The sequence below is a fragment of the Acidithiobacillus ferriphilus genome (assembly GCF_018854775.1).
Taxonomy (GTDB): Bacteria; Pseudomonadota; Gammaproteobacteria; order Acidithiobacillales; family Acidithiobacillaceae; genus Acidithiobacillus; species Acidithiobacillus ferriphilus.
The window spans coordinates 1-20,383 of sequence record NZ_JAAZTY010000130.1 but is presented as its reverse complement, the minus strand read 5'-3'; the positions used below and the strand labels follow the sequence as shown (position 1 = coordinate 20,383).

23 protein-coding genes are annotated in these 20,383 nt (G+C 54.8%); 11 read left to right on the top strand and 12 right to left on the bottom strand.

Translation table 11 applies throughout. From position 1 onward, the window contains the following. Window positions 1-7 precede the first annotated feature (7 nt). A complete protein-coding gene (gene tal, locus HF921_RS09565; RefSeq protein ID WP_064218952.1) occupies window positions 8-1,099 on the bottom strand; it encodes a transaldolase in 1,092 nt (363 codons plus the stop codon). A gap of 203 nt (window positions 1,100-1,302) precedes the next feature. Between tal and HF921_RS09560 the strand changes: the two genes are divergently transcribed. Further along, window positions 1,303-2,265, top strand: coding sequence for a CysB family HTH-type transcriptional regulator (locus HF921_RS09560; RefSeq protein ID WP_215893729.1), 963 nt, complete (start codon window positions 1,303-1,305; stop codon window positions 2,263-2,265). Window positions 2,266-2,624: 359 nt separating this feature from the next. Here the strand turns inward: HF921_RS09560 and HF921_RS09555 are convergent, their stop codons facing one another. Further along, entirely contained in the window at window positions 2,625-2,828 is a 204-nt protein-coding gene (locus HF921_RS09555) for a hypothetical protein (RefSeq protein WP_155735273.1), read from the bottom strand. Window positions 2,829-3,110: 282 nt separating this feature from the next. On the opposite strand from HF921_RS09555, the gene HF921_RS09550 reads away from it, so the two are divergent. The 10 genes from HF921_RS09550 to HF921_RS09505 all read left to right on the top strand — a co-directional run bounded on the left by HF921_RS09550 (window position 3,111) and on the right by HF921_RS09505 (window position 12,075). Beyond that, window positions 3,111-3,548, top strand: coding sequence for a hypothetical protein (locus HF921_RS09550; protein WP_064218955.1), 438 nt, complete (start codon window positions 3,111-3,113; stop codon window positions 3,546-3,548). A gap of 566 nt (window positions 3,549-4,114) precedes the next feature. Further along, a complete protein-coding gene (locus tag HF921_RS09545) occupies window positions 4,115-4,897 on the top strand; it encodes a c-type cytochrome (protein WP_064218956.1) in 783 nt (260 codons plus the stop codon). After that, entirely contained in the window at window positions 4,890-5,678 is a 789-nt protein-coding gene (locus HF921_RS09540; RefSeq protein WP_064218957.1) for a YciK family oxidoreductase, read from the top strand. Before HF921_RS09545 ends, HF921_RS09540 begins: the two co-directional genes overlap by 8 nt. A 79-nt stretch (window positions 5,679-5,757) precedes the next feature. Further along, entirely contained in the window at window positions 5,758-6,396 is a 639-nt protein-coding gene (petA, locus tag HF921_RS09535) for a ubiquinol-cytochrome c reductase iron-sulfur subunit (protein ID WP_226817606.1), read from the top strand. Window positions 6,397-6,423: 27 nt separating this feature from the next. Continuing rightward, complete coding sequence (locus HF921_RS09530) at window positions 6,424-7,632, top strand: cytochrome b (RefSeq protein WP_064218958.1); 1,209 nt, start codon at window positions 6,424-6,426, stop codon at window positions 7,630-7,632. Beyond that, window positions 7,629-8,366, top strand: a complete 738-nt coding sequence (locus HF921_RS09525; RefSeq protein ID WP_215893728.1) for a cytochrome c1 — start codon at window positions 7,629-7,631, stop codon at window positions 8,364-8,366. The genes HF921_RS09530 and HF921_RS09525 overlap by 4 nt, the downstream gene beginning before the upstream one ends. 332 nt (window positions 8,367-8,698) lie before the next feature. Continuing rightward, window positions 8,699-8,959, top strand: coding sequence for a hypothetical protein (locus tag HF921_RS09520; protein WP_064218960.1), 261 nt, complete (start codon window positions 8,699-8,701; stop codon window positions 8,957-8,959). A 103-nt stretch (window positions 8,960-9,062) separates the two neighbouring features. After that, window positions 9,063-9,440, top strand: coding sequence for a type I restriction endonuclease (locus tag HF921_RS09515; RefSeq protein ID WP_215893727.1), 378 nt, complete (start codon window positions 9,063-9,065; stop codon window positions 9,438-9,440). Continuing rightward, window positions 9,437-10,855 carry an APC family permease gene (locus HF921_RS09510; RefSeq protein ID WP_215893726.1) on the top strand — a complete coding sequence of 473 codons (1,419 nt, stop codon included), beginning with the start codon at window positions 9,437-9,439 and terminating at the stop codon, window positions 10,853-10,855. Before HF921_RS09515 ends, HF921_RS09510 begins: the two co-directional genes overlap by 4 nt. A 143-nt stretch (window positions 10,856-10,998) precedes the next feature. Beyond that, window positions 10,999-12,075: an oxidoreductase gene (locus HF921_RS09505; protein WP_215893725.1), complete on the top strand. Its 1,077-nt coding sequence runs from the start codon at window positions 10,999-11,001 to the stop codon at window positions 12,073-12,075. Window positions 12,076-12,082: 7 nt separating this feature from the next. Here HF921_RS09505 and dcd read toward each other — a convergent pair whose 3' ends face one another. The 10 genes from dcd to rpmB form a co-directional block, all read right to left on the bottom strand. After that, window positions 12,083-12,649 carry a dCTP deaminase gene (dcd, locus tag HF921_RS09500; protein WP_064218964.1) on the bottom strand — a complete coding sequence of 189 codons (567 nt, stop codon included), beginning with the start codon at window positions 12,647-12,649 and terminating at the stop codon, window positions 12,083-12,085. Window positions 12,650-12,678: 29 nt separating this feature from the next. Further along, complete coding sequence (gene apbC / locus HF921_RS09495; RefSeq protein ID WP_215892209.1) at window positions 12,679-13,755, bottom strand: iron-sulfur cluster carrier protein ApbC; 1,077 nt, start codon at window positions 13,753-13,755, stop codon at window positions 12,679-12,681. Between the two features lie 14 nt (window positions 13,756-13,769). Then, the gene (locus HF921_RS09490; protein WP_064218966.1) at window positions 13,770-14,084 is read right to left on the bottom strand and encodes an antibiotic biosynthesis monooxygenase family protein; all 315 of its coding nucleotides are present in this window, start codon (window positions 14,082-14,084) and stop codon (window positions 13,770-13,772) included. Between the two features lie 29 nt (window positions 14,085-14,113). Continuing rightward, window positions 14,114-14,947: a 4-hydroxy-tetrahydrodipicolinate reductase gene (gene dapB / locus HF921_RS09485; RefSeq protein ID WP_215893724.1), complete on the bottom strand. Its 834-nt coding sequence runs from the start codon at window positions 14,945-14,947 to the stop codon at window positions 14,114-14,116. Next, the gene (gene dnaJ, locus HF921_RS09480; RefSeq protein WP_064218968.1) at window positions 14,947-16,083 is read right to left on the bottom strand and encodes a molecular chaperone DnaJ; all 1,137 of its coding nucleotides are present in this window, start codon (window positions 16,081-16,083) and stop codon (window positions 14,947-14,949) included. Before dnaJ ends, dapB begins: the two co-directional genes overlap by 1 nt. 74 nt (window positions 16,084-16,157) lie before the next feature. Next, window positions 16,158-18,062 carry a molecular chaperone DnaK gene (gene dnaK, locus HF921_RS09475; RefSeq protein WP_064218969.1) on the bottom strand — a complete coding sequence of 635 codons (1,905 nt, stop codon included), beginning with the start codon at window positions 18,060-18,062 and terminating at the stop codon, window positions 16,158-16,160. Between the two features lie 45 nt (window positions 18,063-18,107). Then, complete coding sequence (locus HF921_RS09470; protein WP_064218970.1) at window positions 18,108-18,626, bottom strand: nucleotide exchange factor GrpE; 519 nt, start codon at window positions 18,624-18,626, stop codon at window positions 18,108-18,110. 75 nt (window positions 18,627-18,701) lie between these two features. After that, complete coding sequence (gene hrcA / locus HF921_RS09465) at window positions 18,702-19,721, bottom strand: heat-inducible transcriptional repressor HrcA (protein WP_064218971.1); 1,020 nt, start codon at window positions 19,719-19,721, stop codon at window positions 18,702-18,704. A 231-nt stretch (window positions 19,722-19,952) separates the two neighbouring features. After that, entirely contained in the window at window positions 19,953-20,108 is a 156-nt protein-coding gene (gene rpmG, locus HF921_RS09460) for a 50S ribosomal protein L33 (RefSeq protein ID WP_064218972.1), read from the bottom strand. Between the two features lie 10 nt (window positions 20,109-20,118). Beyond that, window positions 20,119-20,355 (bottom strand): 50S ribosomal protein L28, encoded by a 237-nt coding sequence (gene rpmB / locus HF921_RS09455; RefSeq protein WP_064218973.1) that lies wholly within the window; start codon window positions 20,353-20,355, stop codon window positions 20,119-20,121. Between the last annotated feature and the right edge of the window lie 28 nt (window positions 20,356-20,383).

Here is a 20,383-nt window from a genome sequence, read left to right as displayed (position 1 = left end):
GCGCCGCTCACCGCATCGCGCGCGCCACCTCCGCCAGCATCTCCTCAAAACTCTTGGCGAAAGCGGCTAGGCCTTCCACTTGCAACTGCTCCGCCACAGCACCGTCCATATCTATACCCAGGCTGGCCAGTTGCGCCATGGTCCGCCGTGCCTCCGCCATATCGTCTTCGATCCGTGCCACCAGGCTGCCATGATCGCGGAGCTTGAGCAGGGTGTCGTCGGGCAAGGTATTGATCGTCTGCGGCCCCATCAACGGCTCGACATAGAGCAAATCGGGATAAGCGGCGTTTTTGGTACTGGTACTCGCCCAGAGTAGATACTGGGGTCTGCCACCCGCGCTGCGCAGCGCCGCAAAGTCCTTACCGTGAAAAACATCCTGGTAAATGGTGTATGCCGATTTCGCCATCGCCACCGCCGCCTTACCACGCAACGCCAAAGCCTCCGACGTGCCAATGGCCTCCAGCTTTTGATCGACCAGCGTATCCACTCGCGACAGGAAGAGACTGGCGACCGCCTTCACCTTGCGCGGATCACCGCCACTGGCCACCCACCGCGTCATTCCTTTCTGATAGGCCGCGAATACGTCACGGACATGTTTCAGCCCAAACATCAGGGTCACGTTGACCGACACACCGCGGCCGATGAGCGTTGCGAAGGCACGAATACCTGCGGGCGTCGCCGGCACTTTGATCAGCAGGTTGTCCCGCCGCACCAATCCACGCAGTCGTTGCGCCTCAGTCACCGTGGCGGCCTCATCCTGCCCCAGCCGCGGCGACTCCTCCCAACTCACCCAGCCGTCATCACCATCCGTTTCCACATACACCGGATGCAACAAATCGCAGGCCTTACGCAGATCATCCACCACCAGGCGCTCATACAACCGTTCTGCGGAATCCGCAGGCTGACGCAGATCTTCCTGATAGTAGGGGCTGGAGTGAATCGCCTTCTGGAAAATACTGGGGTTGGAGGTCACCCCGCTGACCCCGTCCTCGTCGATATAACGCCGCAGAATGTCGTCATGGATAAGGGTGCGCGACAGATTATCCAACCAGATACTTTGCCCAACCTGCTTCCTGAGTGCTCGCAAATCCGTTGCCATGCTGATCCTCCCGACTTGATACCACCAATATACACGACATCCACCCAACCTTCAGTTTAGACCAGAGTCTGGCATCGGGCGGTCTTCGGTCAGTTCAAGGTAATAAGTAAAGGCTTGCAGGTCAAAATGAGCTAGTAATATATGTAATTTAAAAGAATAATACATTGTATCTATATGTGCATCAGTTAAGATGATGAGGGTCAATGAACTTACAGCAGCTACGATACGTTTGTGCGGTGGTGCGCCAGAAATTCAACGTCTCGGCTGCCGCGGAAGCGTTGTATACCTCGCAACCGGGAGTCAGCAAGCAGATTCAGCTTCTGGAGGATGAACTCGGCGTCGAACTCTTTGTGCGCAAAGGCAAGCGGATGATCGGAATGACGCCTGCGGGCGAGCGAATCGTGGACTACGCCCAGCGCATGGTGCGCGATATGGAAAACATCCGGAAGGTGGGCCAGGAGTTCTCACGCGGGGATTATGGCAGGCTGGTGGTTGCCACGACCCATACCCAGGCGCGTTACGCCATGCCCAAGGCGGTCAAGATTTTTGCCGAACGCTATCCAGGGGTTCATTTGCGGCTGCGCCAAGGCAGCCCCACACAGATCGCGGAAATGTTGGCAACGGGGAACGTCGATATCGCCATCGCTACCGAAGCCCTTAACTCGCACATCGGCTTGGTCGCCCTTTCCTGCTATCAATGGAATCGCGCTGTCGTTGCGCCCCGCGGCCACCCTATTTTGGAAAAACGGCCCCTAACCTTAAAATCGATCGCTGCGTATCCCATTGTCACCTACGATACCGCCTTCGCCGGACGTTCCGCGATCGACAAGGCCTTCGCTGCACAAGGCCTCAAACCCAATGTGGTGCTATCCGCCATCGACTCGGACGTGATCAAGGCATATGTGGAACTCGGACTTGGCATCGGTATCGTGGCGCAGATGGCCTACGATCCGACGCGCGATTCGACTTTGGCCGTTGTCGATGCCAGTCACCTTTTCGAACCGAGCACCACCTACCTTGCCCTGCGCCAGGGAAGTTATTTACGCCTGTACGTATATGCCTTTATCGAGATTTTCGCGCCACATCTCGATCGACTTACTGTCGATATGGCTCTGGCTGAGGCTGGTACGGGCGACTTCACCCCACCTCTGCCAGACAGGGTCTGATGATCGGGATACCAAGACAAGCGGCCCCAGCTTCCAGCAAGTTCCCTATCCTCAAGATAAAGCTTATACTTCCATCAAATTTTCTGTTAACTCAACGTAGGGCGTTCTTTCAACCCTTCGGAGATGGTGACGACGCCACCACTCTCAAGAATGAATTCACGGCAGGGGATCATGATCTTCCGACAATTTTTTGACCCAAAAACCAAAAGGCTGAGCTACCTCTTCGCTGACCCGGCAACACGCATAGCGGCTGTGGTCGATCCCATGCTCGCCACCGTTGATAGCATGCTGGAAACGATAGCAGGCCTGGATCTATCGCTTCAGTACATTTTGGTAACCTGCATCCATCTGGACCATGATCACGTCGCGTTGGCCTTAACATGAGCAATGTGGAAGAAATACGACGCTGCTGCCACTGGTTTTATACCGGTCGCCGCGTGGGCGCCTTTGCGCGCGCTTGCCAGCGCATGCTGCCCAACTGGTCCCTGGATTCGAACGAAGAAACGGCTATAAGCGGGACTGAAAACGATGTACTTGCCTAATTCAGCAAAGAATAGCCACATGGCCTCCCGCGCTTGCCCGATGCTACACCATGCCACGTCCATATGGGTACGGGCTGGATTGGACTCACCCACTTCTAGTTATAGAAGGTCCAGAAAGCATGAGAACGCTTATTGTCTGACAAAAAACCTTGTATTTATGGTGCGTTAAAATAACTGATATGCGATATTCTAAATTAGAGAAAGCCCCCTATAATAGGCAGAAACTCGACTCTTTCATGCCAGTACATCTACTAATTATACATCTGCACTGAAGTAATCAACTCGCAAGACCGGAGGGATGCCATGAATTTCTATGAAAGGCCGCTGACCAAAGCGGAAATAGAAAGAAAAAAGAACATGATCATATTGGCACTTCTAATCTATTCTATTTTTGCAGCCGCCATATCGGCGGCAAGCATTTACTTGATATGGGGATCGTTCCATCCGCACGTTTTGTCCATAGCGGTATCTCTTATCATATGGATGACGCTGGAAGCCCCTTGGGTGGTCTTCTCCAAGGACGGCCATGATCAATACAAGCCCATTCCACCAAACAAACTCGGAGAAATGGCCGCATTTCTGGAACGGCATCCAGAGCTTTCCGATTATCGAACGAAAGTGCTGGCTGAACCGCGTCCATTTATCGGGCTGGAACTCAAAATGATCTCATCCTATGAAAACCACCTGAAGCATCAGGAGCATGGAGAAAGACTGTATGGGAAAGACTGGCCAGAAGAATAACGGGATGAGTGTCTCGCCATGAAGGCCAGCGGCGACAAACGCAGGGGGCGTACCCGTACCTGCCCCCCCCGAATGACCGAACATTCTGCAATCGGAACGACCACGCCATAAAAACGCATTGTTTATGTCAAGGATGCCGCCTCAAGCGCAATTGGATCCTACCAACCTACGCTCCGCAATCCCCAAAAAGCGTCCTCGCACATCACAATATAACTACACCTGTTGATATTTTTATTTCCGGATTTTTTTGAAAAATTAGGTTTTTTCTGTCAGAAAGCAGCCTCGTCAGAAGCATTATTTATGCATTAATTTTCTATTATTAACTAATATATTGGCAGAACAAACCCCAGGATTAGACGGAAGTGGCGGCATCACGCCGCTACGCTACCGTGCCAACCTTCCTCACCTTTGAAGAACACAATTTGCGTTTTATTTCTAGCAATCGCGACCATAACGAACATTGGGGGTTGACCATAATCAATTTCTATAGTCTTATTAAGATGAACACGATGAGAAGTGAATGGGTATAAGATGATAAGTACATGCTAACGCGGGGGTGGAGACAGATGGTCCGACTTAGCTACATGAAAGGACTTGGCGCAATAAGGGCAGTCGTACCTATCGTGCTTTTCAGTACGGGCACGATATTTTTTGCCATGACCGAGTGTGCGGCGGCAACAGTGCATGACAATAAGCTAGCAGCAGCTACCGCTTCTTCTACAACAGTCGTTACAGCCGCGGCACATTCTGCAGCAAGCGCACAAACAACGGCGGATACCCAAACTGGGAATATTCCGCAATCAGTGAGCAGCACTTGTATGGCATGTCATGGAATGACTGGAATATCTCCACAAGGAGCGATGTTTCCAGACTTGGCGGGGCAATGGGCTCCCTATCTAGTCAAACAGCTGGATAACTTTCGGAGTCACACGCGCGCGGATCCTATGGCAAAGGCAATCATGTGGGGCATGGCTGCTTCATTAACTCCGGCACAGGTGCAGCACGTGGCCGACTACTATTCCAAGCAGGTTCCGGCAAAAGGTAAGATGATCAACCCAAAATTGGCGGCAGCGGGTAAGAAAATATTTGAGGGCGGTATTTCCACTACGCATGTGCCAGCGTGCATGGCATGCCATGGTCCAACCGGTCTGGGTGATCCACCGCTCTTTCCTCGCTTGGCGGGGCAAAGACAAGCCTATGTAGTGTTACAACTGAACTATTTCAAAAAAGGTCTCAGGACCAATGACCCGCACGCTATAATGCGTTATGTCGCATCACGGTTGTCCGAAGCACAGATTACCGAGTTAGCTAGTTATGTGCGCAGCTTGCCAGGGGACAGCAATGAATAATTACGTGCCCGCCGACAACTTACTAAGCGGTCGAGTGATTGTTGTCACAGGTGCCGGTGAAGGAATTGGGCGCTGTGCCGCGATGGAATTTGCCCGCTTGGGTGCCGAGGTCGTTTTATTAGGCCGAACGCAACGAAAACTGGAAGCGGTATATGACGAGATTATCGATTCAGGATATAAGCAGGCAGTTATACACCCTATGAATTTGCTCACTGCGAAAGCGAGTGATTACATAGATTTTGCGCAACGCCTAAAAGAGAATTTAGGCAGACTAGATGGCATTCTGCATAATGCAGCGGAGCTCGATATACTAACTCCAATCCAATATTATGATGAGGAGTTATGGGAGAGCACTATGAGAGTAAATACAACTGCCCCATTCTTGTTGACGCAAGCTTGCTTGCCGATGCTGCTGGAGTCAGATGATGGCTCAATAGTGTTTATAACGGACGACTGTGCTCGCGAAGCCAAAGGCTATTGGGGTGCTTACGCCGTTAGTAAAGCGGCAACGGAACATCTCGCCCTTACGCTCGCCATCGAATTGCAGAAGACCAATGTTCGAGTGAATGTGATAAATCCTGGGCCCTGCCGCACAGGGATGCGAGTGAGGACACACCCCGGAGCATCAATAATGTCAGTCCCACCACCAAAGGCCATAATGCCAGTCTATAATTATTTGATGGGACCTGATAGCAAGGGAGTACGCGGTCAAATAATGGATGCTAGAGAATGGTTAGACGCGGAGCACGATGATAGTAGGAAGGTTGCTCTGGTACAATAAGGCGATCTATATGGATGCGGACAATGCCAGCCGCAACAGAATAGGCATACTCTAGTAATTACGATGTGGATCTTGGGGCATGAGCGAGGTTATAGAAATGACAACGGTTACAGATGCGGAACATGATCATAAGAATATTACCCGTCGGAGATTTTTGACGGCGGCGACATCTGCTGTCGGAGTGGTGGTAGGTGGGATGGCTGTTGTGCCGCTAATTGAATCAATGGAACCAACAGCGGCGGCATTGGCGGCGTCGTCAACCACGGTAGATCTAAGCCCCATTGAACCTGGTATGCAGGTTACGGTTCCGTGGCAGAAAAAACCGGTGATAATAATAAATCGGACTCCGGAGATGTTGGCTTCATTAAAAGAGACGATGGATAAAGGGATTTTAAAAGATCCGCTATGCAAAGTGCCGCAGCAACCCCCCTACTGTACCAATATGTATCGCTCCAGGATTCCTGAATGGTATGTCGGGATACGCATTTGTAATCATTTATGCTGCATCCCCCATTATAGGCCAAAGAAAGGTAGCGTTGCGCCGTGGTGGCTCGGAGGGTTTCACTGCCCATGCCACGGTTCCATGTACGATCTGTCTTGCCGGGTAATACAAGGTTCCCCTGCCCCGCATAATATGGCTGTGCCGGAGTATGAAATCTCCACTGAAAAGATGAGCACCACGATTACCCATATGTATCCAAAAGCTCACTTGTGTTGACTGGCTGATAATTGAGGGGTAGTTCCTATGAGTAGATTCTCAGTATGGGTTAATCAAAGACTTCCTTTAGACGAGACTGTAAAAGAACATCTAACGGAGTATTTCGCACCAAAGAACTTCAACATTCTTTATTATGCAGGATCCCTGCTCCTGCTGATGATCGTAATGCAGCTAATCAGCGGCTTCTTTTTGATGGCCCATTACGATCCCACATCCCAGGGTGCCTTCGCTTCCGTGCAAGGTATTATGTATGACACCAACTGGGGTTGGCTGATACGCTATATGCATGTGGATGGTGTATCTCTTATATTTATATTGCTTTATGCCCACATGTTTCGTGGACTTTTGTACGGATCGCATCGCACCCCACGAGAATTGGTGTGGATTATCGGGTATGTTATTTATTTGTTAATGATGGCCGAGGCGTTTGTCGGGTATGTGCTGCCATTCGGAAACCTGTCTTACTGGGCCGGAGAGGTGATCACCTCGATCATACATGCGGTGCCGATAGTCGGCCCCTCCCTCACCACGCTGGCACGCGGTGGTCCAGGCGTTGGCACTGCAACATTGCAGCGTTTTCTGGCACTGCATGTTGTTCTATTCTTTCTTATCATTCTCGCAGCCATCGTGATGCATATTGTAGCCTTGCATAAAGTGGGCTCAAACAATCCTGACGGCATCGAAATAAAGAAACACAAGGGGGCAGATGGGAAACCATTGGATGGCATACCATTTCATCCATATTATACGGTGAAAGATTTATTTGGGGTGGGCGTTTTCCTGACCATATTTGTCACGATTATATTCTATGCGCCGACAATGCATGGCATCTTTATGGAGCGGACAACATTCCTTGCCGCGAATCCGATGGTCAGCTTGCCAGATGTGACCCCTCCATGGTACCTGTCGCCTTATTATGCAATGCTCCGGGCGGTACCCAACAAGTATTATGGAATTACGATAATGATTACCTCGGTATTGCTGCCTTTCCTGCTGCCTTGGCTTGATCGCAATCCCGTGCGGTCTAGTAGATATCGTCCGGTATACAAGACCATGCTTATTGTTGCCGGAATCTCCTTCATTACTTTGGCGTGGGTAGGTGAACAGCCGCCGCTACCTAAATTCTTCTTGATAGAACGGGTGGCAACAGCTTTATACCTCGGATTTTATATATTGCTGCCTATCATTAGCACGATAGAACCGACGCGGCCCGTACCGGAGAGGGTAACAGGATGAGCAAGTACAGATATTTATGTTTCTTGTTTGTGTCAATGCTGGTGCCCACTCTGGCTTTTGGTGCGGGTGAAACGGTGCATTGGATGACGCCTCATTACACATTCAATAGAACCACCGTCATAGCCGGGGCCAGGTACTTTGCAGCCCATTGTATGGCTTGCCACTCTGTCAGTTCGTTGCGTTATGAATACCTCACTGCAGATCTCGGTATGTCGAAAAGTGAGGTGATGAAGGACATCATGCTGCCGAGTGGCGCCGCATTTAAGGGGACAATAGATTCTCCGATGCCCTCTGACATGGCAGCCAAATGGTTGGGAAAACCGCCCCCTGACCTGAGTCACATGGACAGATATTTGGGATCGAAGTTTATTTATACGTATCTACTGTCATTTTATTGGGATCCTGCCCGTCCATCGGGTTGGAATAACTACGTTTTCCCAATGGTTGCCATGCCTAATATATTGGCCCCATGGGGGGGTACCGTAGGACCCAAAGGCCAGGTCATTTATCCTGGGAAGTTGTCTCCTGCGGAATACCATAAGAATGTTGCTGATGTCGTCGCATTTCTTCGGTATGCCTCGGATCCGTCATATTTCAAGAGAATGGCTCTTGGTCCGTATGTTATTGGCATTTTATTGCTATTCACAATCCTCGCCTACCTTCTTAAGACGGCATATTGGCTGGACTTAAAGAAAAAGGGTAGACATGTCGATAGCAGAGTGAAAAGGAGTTAAAGCTACAATACCCCCAGGCAGTTTGAAAAGAACGCTCATCCTGCCCGGGGAACACAACAACCCACAACCATTATTTCCCCTAGCCACACGCTTCGGCAAACAGCGCGGAAGCATTGTGTTCATCAGCAAAGATTTTTGAGTTGGATCAAACAAGCTCGTCATCCCCTGTCGACCAAAAAACTCTCTGCCGGCATTCCGCCACTATTTTAATGTATCGACATTGGAAGACGCGTTGGTAGTAGAGCAGGCATATTTCGCTTTTATTAAACAAAAAGGCGCGGTTAGTACGGACAACCGAATCAATCCCTTCATCTACAAAGAGGTGTGATGTGATGAAAACCAACCAAAATCATAATATTCAGGCTACGCCATCAGCCTGGGCCGTGCAGATAATGGGTATCGCCCTTACCCTTGGGAATCTTATACTTTATGCCATGCCCATTTTGATACTGTCTATCGCCGTAGGCCATTGGTTTCCAACAAACTACCTGCTGGAATTTATTGCGATTTTTGCCGGGCAGATCATTGGTATTCTCCTGGTTATCCGCCTGGAGCGTTACCGTATCCGCACAGCCGCACAGCAAGCTTACTGACAAGCCATTTTTCGGACAAAACACGTATGTTCGAGTTTGGCCGCTTTCCCTCTCGGTCAGGGTATCAGAACGAAATCCCAGAGGGGGAGAAGCCTCCGCAAGGGTGGGGATCTACGGACAGCGGACCTATCAACGATGGACGCAGGCCAGAAACAACGACTGGCTGGCTGTGAATCAGTTCACCTTCATTGAAGGACAAAACAACCGCCGTCCCGACATCGCGGTTTTCATCGACGGCCTGCCACTGGCGGTGATCGAACTGAGGAATGCGGCAGACGAGGGCGCCACCATCTGGTCGGCCTTCAATCAACCGCAGACCTACAAGCAGCGGGGCAGTTCGTTCGCGGCCAGCCAGGAGCGGCTCAAGGTCTGGCGCACCATCGAGAAAAAGCATGACTTCCCACCGGATTCGCAGGAAGAGGCGACCCAAACCGTGCTGGCTCAGGCGGAGTTGCCGTCGGCGATCTGGGCGGCGGCATGAGGTTTCGTTGGACCAGCACCAAGAGTGGACCGGGCAAGGGGGACGTTCGCCTTAACGTCAGCAGCAGCGAACTCTGGGGCCATGCCGTAGCCAACATCACGCCGTCGGCCATGCCGACCGTCACGATTTCTCTGGTAGCCATACACGGCGGATCTTTTACCTGGCTGGCCTATGCCCTCATCGGCGTGCTGATGACCCTGGTGGCCGTGCAAGTGGGTGTTCTGGCTCGGTACTTCCCTTCCCCCGGCTCGCTGTTTTTTTATCTGAGCAAGGCCCTGCATCCGATTTCCGGCATGATCGCGGGCTTCACCATGATGGCCGGATATTTTGGCGCTTTGGCGGCGGCCCCTCTGCTGGGCGGGCTTTTTGTCGAGCAGGCTTTGCGGTTTTTTGCACCGGTTTCCGGGATGGGCTGGATTGCGGGGATTGCGGTGCTCTATCTGCTGGTGGCGTGGCGACTGGCGCTGCGCGGCATCGAAATTTCCGCGCGCTGGGGGCTCTGGGTAGAAATCTTCTCCATCCTCTGCATTTTGTTGATTGCTGCGGCGACGCTCTGGCATTTCGGCTGGCGCGATCCGGCCCAGTGGAATTTCCGGCGCTTACACACGGCACCACTCGCGCAGGCGTTGGTTCTCTCGTTGCTGGCTTACGGCGGCTTTGAAACCGCGGGTAATCTGGCCGGTGAAACCAGCGCGGCACGCACCGCCATCCCGCGCGTCATGGTGCTTTCCGTGCTGATGGTCGGCGGATTTTTCGTCGCCATGGCCTATGTGGAGGTACTGGCCTTTGCCCACATCCCTACCCCTCTGGGCGACAGTGCGGCCCCGCTCAACGCCATCGCCGAAGCCATCGGGTATCCGTGGCTCGGCATTTTCTCCGATCTCGCCATGGCGACAGCGGCATTTTCCGCCACCATCGCTACCCTCAACAGTATATCGCGGATCCTCTACAGCATGGCCGGACACGGGGTCATCCCGCGTTTCTTCCATCACCGGGACGCAGGTTACGGCACTCCGGCGCGGGCGTTGCGGGTGCTCGCCATCATTGTGCTCCTGAGCGTGGCGGTGGTCGCTTTGTGGAGAATTCCCATACTATCGGTGGTCGGCACCTTTGGCACCTTTACCGGGCTGGCCTTTCTGCTGATATATGGACTGGCCAACATCGCCACGCCCTGGTTTTTATTCCGCCAGCGTCATGCCCGGCGCTGGATCAGCCTGATCATCGCCGGCATCAGCCTGCCGCTCCTGATCAAAGTAATGGCAGTCAGCCTCTGGCCCTTGCCCGCCGGAGGAGAAGGCGCGGCCACCCTGCTTTTTATCGCGCTGGTGATGGTTATTTTTTTCTGGGGACTTTACTGGGCGGCGTTTCGGCCGGAGCGTTTGCGGCATATCCTTGTTGCCGTGGATGAACCATAAGCCTGACCACGCCGGTTACCCATCCCGAAATCTGGGGGTCTCCCGGCGCCCGCTAGGCAACATACCGACCACATGGTATCTTATTCAGGCAATCGTCCAGCCAGTCCGCACCGGCAAACTGACAACGCATAAGGAGCACGCAAATGTCCAAAACCAGCAAAGATCTTTTTGCCCCTCTCAAAATGGGTAGCCATACCCTGAAAAACCGCATCGGGCTGGCGCCGATGACCCGCATGTCCTCGGAAAAAGACGGCATTCCCCGTCAGGATGTATTGGATTTCCTGGTCCGGCGCGCCGAAAACGATGTCGCACTCATCACCACAGAAGCCATCGTCAGCGATTATGAGAGCGCCCAGGGTTATCCCGGCCAGGCGCGCTTAACCACGCAGCGGCAAATTGATGCCTGGGCGCAAGTCAACGCCAAAATCCGTGCTGCGGGCAGCGTATCGGTGCTGCAAATTTTTCATTGCGGCAGAATAGCCTGGAATGCGGTGAATCCCGCCGAGCGCACCATCGCACCCAGCGCATTGATCCCCAAACAGAACAACCCGCTGACCAGTGCGCCTTACCCCGTGCCCGACGTGATGTCGTCCTTTGACATTGCGCATGTCATCCAGGGTTTCGTCGAAACGGTTAAAGGGGGCATCGCGGCTGGATTCGATGGTATAGAAATTCACGGCGCACACGGTTACCTGATCAATGCGTTTCTGTCCGCCTACAGCAATCAACGTGCAGATAACTATGGTGGCAACGTCGAAAACCGCTTCCGCTTTGCCCGTGAAATCGTAGAGGCCGTGCGTCCCCATGTACCTGCCGAGAAATTGCTCTTTTTCCGGATATCCAACTGGGGTGTTGCGGATATGGAAGTTTCCCTGTTCACCGATGCCGACGAATGGACAGAGGTGATTCGATTCCTGGATCGACTCCCCATCGACGCCATTTCGGTCTCCACCTATCGCTTTGGCGACGAGGCCTTCGGGACCGGCAAAAATATGGCACAGTTGACCCGCAGCGCCACCCGGAAGCCGTTGCTGATCTGCGGCGGCATTCATGATCTCGACACCGCCGAGGCAGCACTGGCGGATGCCGACATGATCCTCTCGGGCAAATCCCTGTTGCTCAACCCCCACTGGGTGAATGATCTGCGCGCCAACAAACCGATGGATGCCTACTCTTCCGAGCAGGCCAATATCGCCTACACCAAAGAGCCTTTACCCTGAGCCGCATTTAAGCCTTCGGCAGGGTTACGCCACTCTGGCCCTGATACTTGCCGCCGCGGTCGGCATAAGATACTTCGCAGACCTCGTCCGACTCCAAAAAGAGCACCTGCGCCACGCCCTCGTTCGCATAGATTTTCGCGGGTAAGGGCGTCGTATTGGAGAATTCCAGGGTCACATAGCCTTCCCACTCCGGCTCAAAAGGCGTGACATTGACGATGATGCCGCAACGGGCATAGGTGGATTTGCCCAGACAAATGGTCAGCACATTACGCGGGATACGGAAGTATTCCAGCGTGCGCGCCAGGGCAAAAGAATTCGGTGGGATAATGCAGGTATCCCCGGTAAAATCGACAAAAGAATCTTCGCTGAAATTCTTCGGATCGACAATCGCGCTACGGACATTGGTGAAAACCTTGAACTCCCCGGCGCAACGGATATCGTAACCATAGGAAGATAAGCCGTAGGAGATAATGGGGTTCCCCTCGACATGCCGCACCTGGCGCGGTGAAAAGGGCTCGATCATCCCGTGTTCTTCCGCCATGCGACGGATCCAGCGATCGGATTTGATGCTCATGGCGGAGACTTCCTGTAAGTGGTTGCGAATCAGCGATTCTGGACGACGATGTTGGGGAACTTGTGGCTGTGATCGACCGCCTGAATCGCCAGCCGTCCGGCCACATGCCGCGCCAGTTCCAGATAGATCTTGGCGAGACGGGAATCCGGTTGCGCCACCACCGTCGGCGCGCCGTTATCGGCTTCGTTGCGAATGCTGCGGTCGAGCGGTATCGCCCCCAGAAATTCCACCCCGTCCTGTTCGGCCATGGCCGCACCGCCGCCATGTCCGAAAATATCATCCTCATTGCCGCACTTCGGGCAGATATAAAAACTCATGTTCTCGATGATACCAAGAATAGGCACGCCCACTTTCTCAAACATCTTCAGTCCCTTACGGGCGTCCAGCAAGGCAATGTCCTGCGGCGTCGTGACGATCACCGCGCCGGAGACCGGCACCTTCTGCGCCAGGGTGAGCTGGGTATCGCCGGTACCCGGCGGCAGGTCCACCACCAGATAATCCAGTTCGCCCCAACGGGTATCCGAGAGCAACTGCTCCAGCGCCTGCATGACCATGGGGCCGCGCCAAACCATGGGCGTTTCGTCGTCGATGAGAAATCCGATGGACATCGCCTTGATGCCGTGTCCCTCCATGGGCTCCATCTTTTTGCCATCTTTACTGGTCGGTTTGCCGGAAATGCCCAGCATGCGCGGCTGACTGGGTCCGTAGATGTCGGCGTCCAGCATGCCCACTTTGGCGCCTTCCTTGGCCAGCGCCAGCGCCAGATTGACGGCGGTGGTGGATTTACCGACCCCACCCTTGCCGGAGGCAACGGCAATGATGTTTTTGATGCCTTCCATCAGCTTGACGCCGCGCTGCACCTGATGCGCAAGAATACGGTGCCCGACGGTGACCTGCGCGCTGATGCCATGATCATTCTGGATTTGTCGGGCCACCTCCTCGCTCAAACCGATGGCCACCCCCAGACTGGGGTAAGGCAATTCCAGTTTGACGACAGTGCCATCAACGCTCTTGAGGACACCCGCGGCCGCCAGATCTTTCCCCAGATAAGGGTCCTGCACCGCGCGCAACGACTGTTCGACCTGTTCCCGCATCAATCCCGTCATGACTTTCTCCGTCCTCAGCGCGACCCTTCAGAACTGATGATCACCTCGTGGCGCTCAATACCACCGCCCTCGCCAAAAGCCTCCTTGGGCAATGGATTGGTGTGCGCGGTCTTGAAGTCGGCACTTTTCATCCATGCCTCGAAGGCCGCCTGATCGACCCAATGAGTCAGCACCACATACAGACCGTCATCGTTTACCGGACGCAGGATCTCCATACGCACGAAGCCCGGCTGTTTATCCACCTCGCCCGCCCGGCGCCGGAAACGCTCCTCAAACTCTGCACGATACTCCGCCTTGACGGGAACCCGGTTCGCTACGACGTATTGCATGATGATGCTCCTCGTATATCAGATGGTATTCATTGTAGGACCGCAAAATCCTTCAGACCAAGAACATCCTGCATATCATACAGGCCCGGCGCCCTGCCCCGCAGCCAACTGGCGGCACGCAAGGCCCCTTCGGCAAAATTCAGCCGGCTGGCCGCGCGATGGGTCAGTTCCAGACGCTCTCCGGCCCCCGCCATCCACACCGTATGTTCACCAACCACGTCCGCGCCACGCAGCGTCGCAAAGCCGATACTGCCGGCCACCCGGGGGCCGGGGACGCCATTGCGATCCAGACACTGGATATCATCCAGGTGCTGGCCACGCCCCACCGCCACCGCCCGTCCCAGAGCCAGCGCGGTACCGGAAGGTGCATCCATCTTGTGACGATGATGGGCCTCCACAATCTCCACATCGTAGCCCTCGCCGAGGGCTGCGGTGATGGCGGGCAAAAAGGCCAGCAACACGTTGACGCCGACACTCATATTAGGAGCAAGCACCAATGGAATATATTGGCTGGCGTTTTCCAACTCCGCGCGCTGGGTCACGGAAAATCCCGTGGTGCCCACCACGACCGGTTTCGCTGCGGCCACACAGGCCGCGACATGCGCCAGAGCGGCCTCTGCCGGACCAAACTCAATCAGCGCGTCCAGATCCGCCAGGGCGCCTGCAAGATCCGCGCTAACCGGCAGACCCAAGGCCTGGATGCCCGCCAAACGACCGGCGTCCTCCCCCAGATAGGCAGCCCCGCTGCGCCCTATGGCTGCCACCAATTGCAACTCAGGATGATGAGCGACAATGGCCTGCACCAAAGCCCGTCCCATACGGCCCGCCACTGCCGTAACGCCAACGCGCCACGCTTCCGCCATTAAAGACCCATCCGGTCAAAGAAGTCTTTGGCCTTATTCCACCAGCTTTCCTGCTGGGGATGCTGGGCGCTATCGCCACCTTCCTGGGCGAACTCCTCCAGCAATTCTTTTTGCCGGGGGGAGAGGTGCACTGGCACCTCCACCTGGATCTGGCAATGCAGATCGCCATTGAGCTTGCTGCGCACTCCCTTGATGCCTTTACCACGCAGGCGGAACACCGCACCCGACTGCGTACCCGGAGCAATTTGCACTTTGGCGCGGCCGGTCAGCGTCGGCACCTCCAGTTCACCACCCATGGCCATCGTCGTAAATTTGACGGGTACCGCACAGTGCAGATCGTCGCCATCCCGTACAAAAAGCGCATGCGGTAGGACCCGCACCTGAATGTACAGGTCTCCCGGCGCTGCCCCCCGTTCACCCGCCTCACCTTCGCCACTTAGACGAATACGATCTCCCGTATCCACCCCGGCAGGCACCTTCACCTGCAAATCCCGATCCTTGCGCACCCGGCCATGACCATGACAACTCGTGCATGGATCTTTGATGATCTTGCCGCTGCCGTTACACTGCGGACAGGGACGCGTGACGGAGAAGAAACCCTGCACCATCCGTACCTGCCCACGCCCCCCACAGGTCTTACAATCTTCAACGCCACTGCCAGGTTTGGCACCGCTACCATGACACACTTCGCAAATCGCCGAACTGGGAATCTGAATGCTAACTTCTTTACCAAGTGCGGCTTCTTCCAGCGTCAATTCGAGTTCATAACGTAGATCAGCACCCCGTCCCGAATCCTGGCCGCGCGCGCCGCCACCGCCAAAGGCCTGTTCGAAGATATCGCTGAAGACATCGCCGAAACCAGCGCCAGCGCTGAAACCGCCAAAGCCCGCACCCGATCGACCGCCGCCACCATTGACTCCGGCATGACCAAAACGGTCGTAAGCCTGCCGCTTTTCCGGATCGGAGAGCACTTCATAGGCCGCGCTGATTTCCTTGAAGCGATCCTCAGCGCTTGCATCATCCGGATTGCGGTCCGGGTGATAGCGCATCGCCAGGCGTCGGTAAGATTTCTTGATCTCGCCGTCATCTGCGGTGCGGTTAACTTCCAATATTTCGTAGTAATCCCGTGTGGCCATCTTCTTTCCTGAAACCCTGAAACGGGCAAAGGGACAGGATAACAGATCCTGCCCCCTCGCGACCGATGGTGATTTTATTTCTTGTCGACTTCTTCGAACTCGGCATCCACCACGTCATCCGGCTTGCCGTGGCTCTGCGCATCGGCACCGGGTTCCGCCTGCGCCTGACTGGCGGCGGCACTCTGCAACAAAGCCGACATGGCAGCCATCAGGGTGGCTACCGCGCCCTTAATGACGTCCACATCCTCCCCCTTGATCGCTTCTTCCACCGCCGCGCTGGCTTCCGTCACCTTGATTTTGTCGTGCTCGGGGGCCGCGGCATGTTCCTCCAGCGCCTTACGCGCACCGTGCATACTGGCGTCGGCCTCATTGCGTGCTTCAATCAACGCACGCGCCTTCTTGTCATCCGCCGCATGGGCCTCAGCCTCTTGAATCATCCGCTTGATTTCTTCCTCGGACAAACCGGAGCCTGCGGTGATTTTAATGGACTGTTCTTTGCCGGTCTGGTTGTCCTTGGCCGACACATGGAGAATACCATTGGCATCGATGTCGAAAGTCACCTCGATCTGGGGCATGCCGCGTGGTGCGTTGGGAATATCGGCCAGATCAAAACGCGCCAACGACTTGTTATCCCGCGCCAATTCACGTTCGCCCTGCAACACATGCACCGTCACCGCCGACTGATTGTCTTCCGCCGTCGAAAAAATCTGCGACTTGCGGGTCGGGATGGTCGTGTTCTTCTCGATCAGTTTGGTCATCACGCCGCCCAAGGTCTCAATACCAAGAGACAACGGTGTTACGTCCATCAACAACACGTCTTTCTTGTCACCGGACAACACCGCGCCCTGAATGGCTGCACCGATAGCCACCGCCTCATCCGGATTCACATCCTTACGCGGATCCTGGCCGAAAAAGGCTTTGACCTTCTCCTGCACTTTGGGCATCCGGCTCTGACCACCCACCAGAATCACATCGGTGATCTGATTCGTTGCCAGATTGGCGTCCTTCATAGCCACCCGGCACGGCGCCATGCTACGGTCGATAATGTCTTCTACCAACGACTCCAGCTTGGCACGGGTCAGTTTCATGTTCAGATGCTTCGGCCCGCTCTGATCCGCGGTGATAAAGGGCAGGTTGACGTCGGTCTGCTGTGCGGAAGACAGTTCGATTTTCGCCTTCTCGGCCGCTTCCTTCAGACGCTGCATGGCCAGACGATCACCGCGCAGATCGATACCTGATTCCGCCTTGAAGGAGTCGGCCAGGTAATTAATGACCCGGTTATCAAAGTCGCCGCCGCCGAGGAAGGTGTCACCGTTGGTGGAGAGCACTTCAAACTGATGCTCGCCCTCCATTTCGGCAATCTCGATAATGGAGATATCGAAGGTGCCACCACCCAGGTCATACACCGAAATTTTGCTGTCACCGGGCTTTTTGTCCTCGCCAAAAGCCAGCGCCGCAGCGGTCGGCTCATTAATAATGCGTTTCACCTCCAGACCGGCGATACGACCCGCATCCTTGGTCGCCTGCCGCTGCGCATCGTTGAAGTAAGCGGGCACGGTGATGACCGCTTCACTGACCTTTTCGCCAAGATAATCTTCGGCCGTCTTCTTCATCTTCTGCAGGATGAAGGCAGAAATCTGCTGCGCGGAATACTTTTTGTCGCGCACTTCCACCCAGGCATCGCCGTTGTCGGCCTTGATGACTTTGTAGGGCACATGTTTGAGGTCCTTCTGCACCTCGGCATCGTCAAATTTCCGACCGATCAGACGCTTGACCTCGTAAATGGTATTTTCCGGATTGGTGACGGCCTGACGCTTGGCCGCGTCACCGACCAGCACCTCGCCTTCTTCCGTGATGGCGACGATGGACGGCGTAGTGCGTTTGCCTTCGCTGTTCTCGATCACCTTGACCTTATCGCCTTCCATCACGGCGACACAGGAGTTGGTGGTTCCCAAATCGATTCCTATTACTTTTGCCATTTTATCATCTCCTGAATATGCAAAATCTGTCTGGTGTGCGTTGTGTCATTCTGCCGCTTTAGGTGCTTTGGAAACGGAAACCATGGATGGTCGCAACAGGCGGTCGTGCATTAGATAACCTTTCTGATGGACCGCCAGAACCCGGTTCGCGTCTCCCTCCGTTTCCACCATGGCAATCGCCTGATGTAGGTGGGGGTCAAAACGCCCTTCGCCCATTTCTATGGGGGCGATGCCCGCTTTTCCCAAGGCCTGCGCAAATAGCGTCAACGTATTTTCTAAACCCTGCCGCAACTGCGCGATGCCCTCGGCACCCTCCACCGGGCTGGCCAGTGCCAGCTCCAGACTGTCAATCACCGGCAGTAATTCGCGGGCAAAACGATCCACGGCATAATTGCGAGCGTCCTCCACCTGCTTTTCATGGCGCTTACGCAAATTTTCGGTATCCGCCAGGGCGCGTAAATAATCGTTGCGATAGCCTTCCGCCTTCTCTTCCCAGTTCACCACATCTGCACTGGTAGATTCTGCTTCAGTAGACGGCAACTCCTGCTTCTCTTCTTCATTCATGCGCAATCAATCCCTGAAAGTTTGAGTCCAAGACGATATGGGGAAGGGGCTGGCGTATTTCAAGACCCGGCAGTATCAGGATTGCGACAGGGCGCGACCGAGCAACTGCGCCGTGCCGTCGACCAGCGGAATGATTTGCTGGTAGGGCATCCGCATCGGTCCGATCACCCCCAGCACCCCAACCACCTCCCCATCGACACTGTAGGGCGCCGATACCACACTGCAATCACTGAGCGGCGCATAGCCCGATTCTTCGCCGATAAAAAGACGCACTTCACTACCGCGCATACTCTCATCCAGCAAATGCACCAGATCGCGCTTCTGTCGCACCGCGGCCAGGAGCTCGCGCAAGCGTTCACTTCCCGCCAGTTCCGGCATATCCAGCCACTGGAACTCGCCCTCGATGAGCATACGTTGTTGATCTTCCTCCAGCATTTCCATGCCCAGCGCCATGGCGCTGCGCAGAATGCGGTCCATTTCGTGACGGGATTGCTGCAGGTCCCGCTGCAAATTGTGGATGACATCCTGCAGTGGTCGACCGCCGTAGGTGGCATTGAAGAAATTGGCTGCCTGCGCCAGTTCTGCCGCCCCAAAGGGATGCTCCGTGCGGATCAGACGATTCTCCACATCTCCTTTGTCGGTGACGAAGATGGCCAGCACCTCGCGCTCATGCAGTGCGATAAAGTCCACATGCCGCAAAATCCGGGTTGCCCGCCGCGGCACCCGCACAAAACCCGCCATGCGCGTCAATTCAGAGAGAATGCCTGTGGCGGCGTGCAGGACCTGCTCCGTATCCGGAGCGCGAAAACCGATACGATGCACCAGCAAGCGGTGGGACTCTGCCGACAGCGGTACCACCCGCAGCAGTGCATCGACAAAAAAACGATAGCCGACATGGGTGGGGATGCGCCCGGCGGAAGTGTGGGGGGAGATCAGGTAGCCCTCATCCTCCAGGTCCGCCATGACATTACGCACGGTAGCGGGACTGATATTGAGGCCGGCATCACGGACCAACTGGCGACTGCCGACCGGCACGCCTTTGGCGATATGCTGCTCGATGAGGGATTTGAGCAGGTGACGGGCGCGTTCATCCATGACCGTTACAACCTCCGCCAAAAGACGCAGAGCGGCTCACCCCGCGCAACGAGCGAGGGCAGCGGCTGCATGGCGCAGATAAGGGATAAAACATGGCGGAAGAAATCATCCTTGGCACTCAACCATCATGAGTGCCAGTAATTTAGCAAAAAATGATGGCGGAGCAAAGGAATAGTCTGGCCCCTCCCGAAGATTCAGGGCAAAACACCGGGAGGCAACCCGAAAAGGGTGTTACTTGATCTTGTCTTCCCGATACATCACATGCTTCCGGAGCTTGGGATCGAATTTCTTCATTTCCAGCTTGTCTGGCTTGGTTTTCTTGTTCTTGGTGGTGGTGTAGAAATGACCGGTACCGGCCGTGGAAACGAGCTTAATCTTGTCACGCATGGTTCAATCCTCAGATCTTTTCGCCGGCGGCGCGCAGGTCAGCCAGAACGACGTCAATCCCTTTCTTGTCAATGGTACGAATGCCCTTGGTGCTCACCCGCATACGCACCCACCGTTTCTCGCTCTCCACCCAGAAACGGTGGTACTGCAAATTGGGCAGAAAACGGCGGCGGGTCTTGTTGTGGGCGTGGGAAACATTATTCCCCGCCATGGGCTTCTTGCCCATCACCTTGCATACTCTGGACATCGGTTAATCTCCCTGAAAAAAGGCGCTC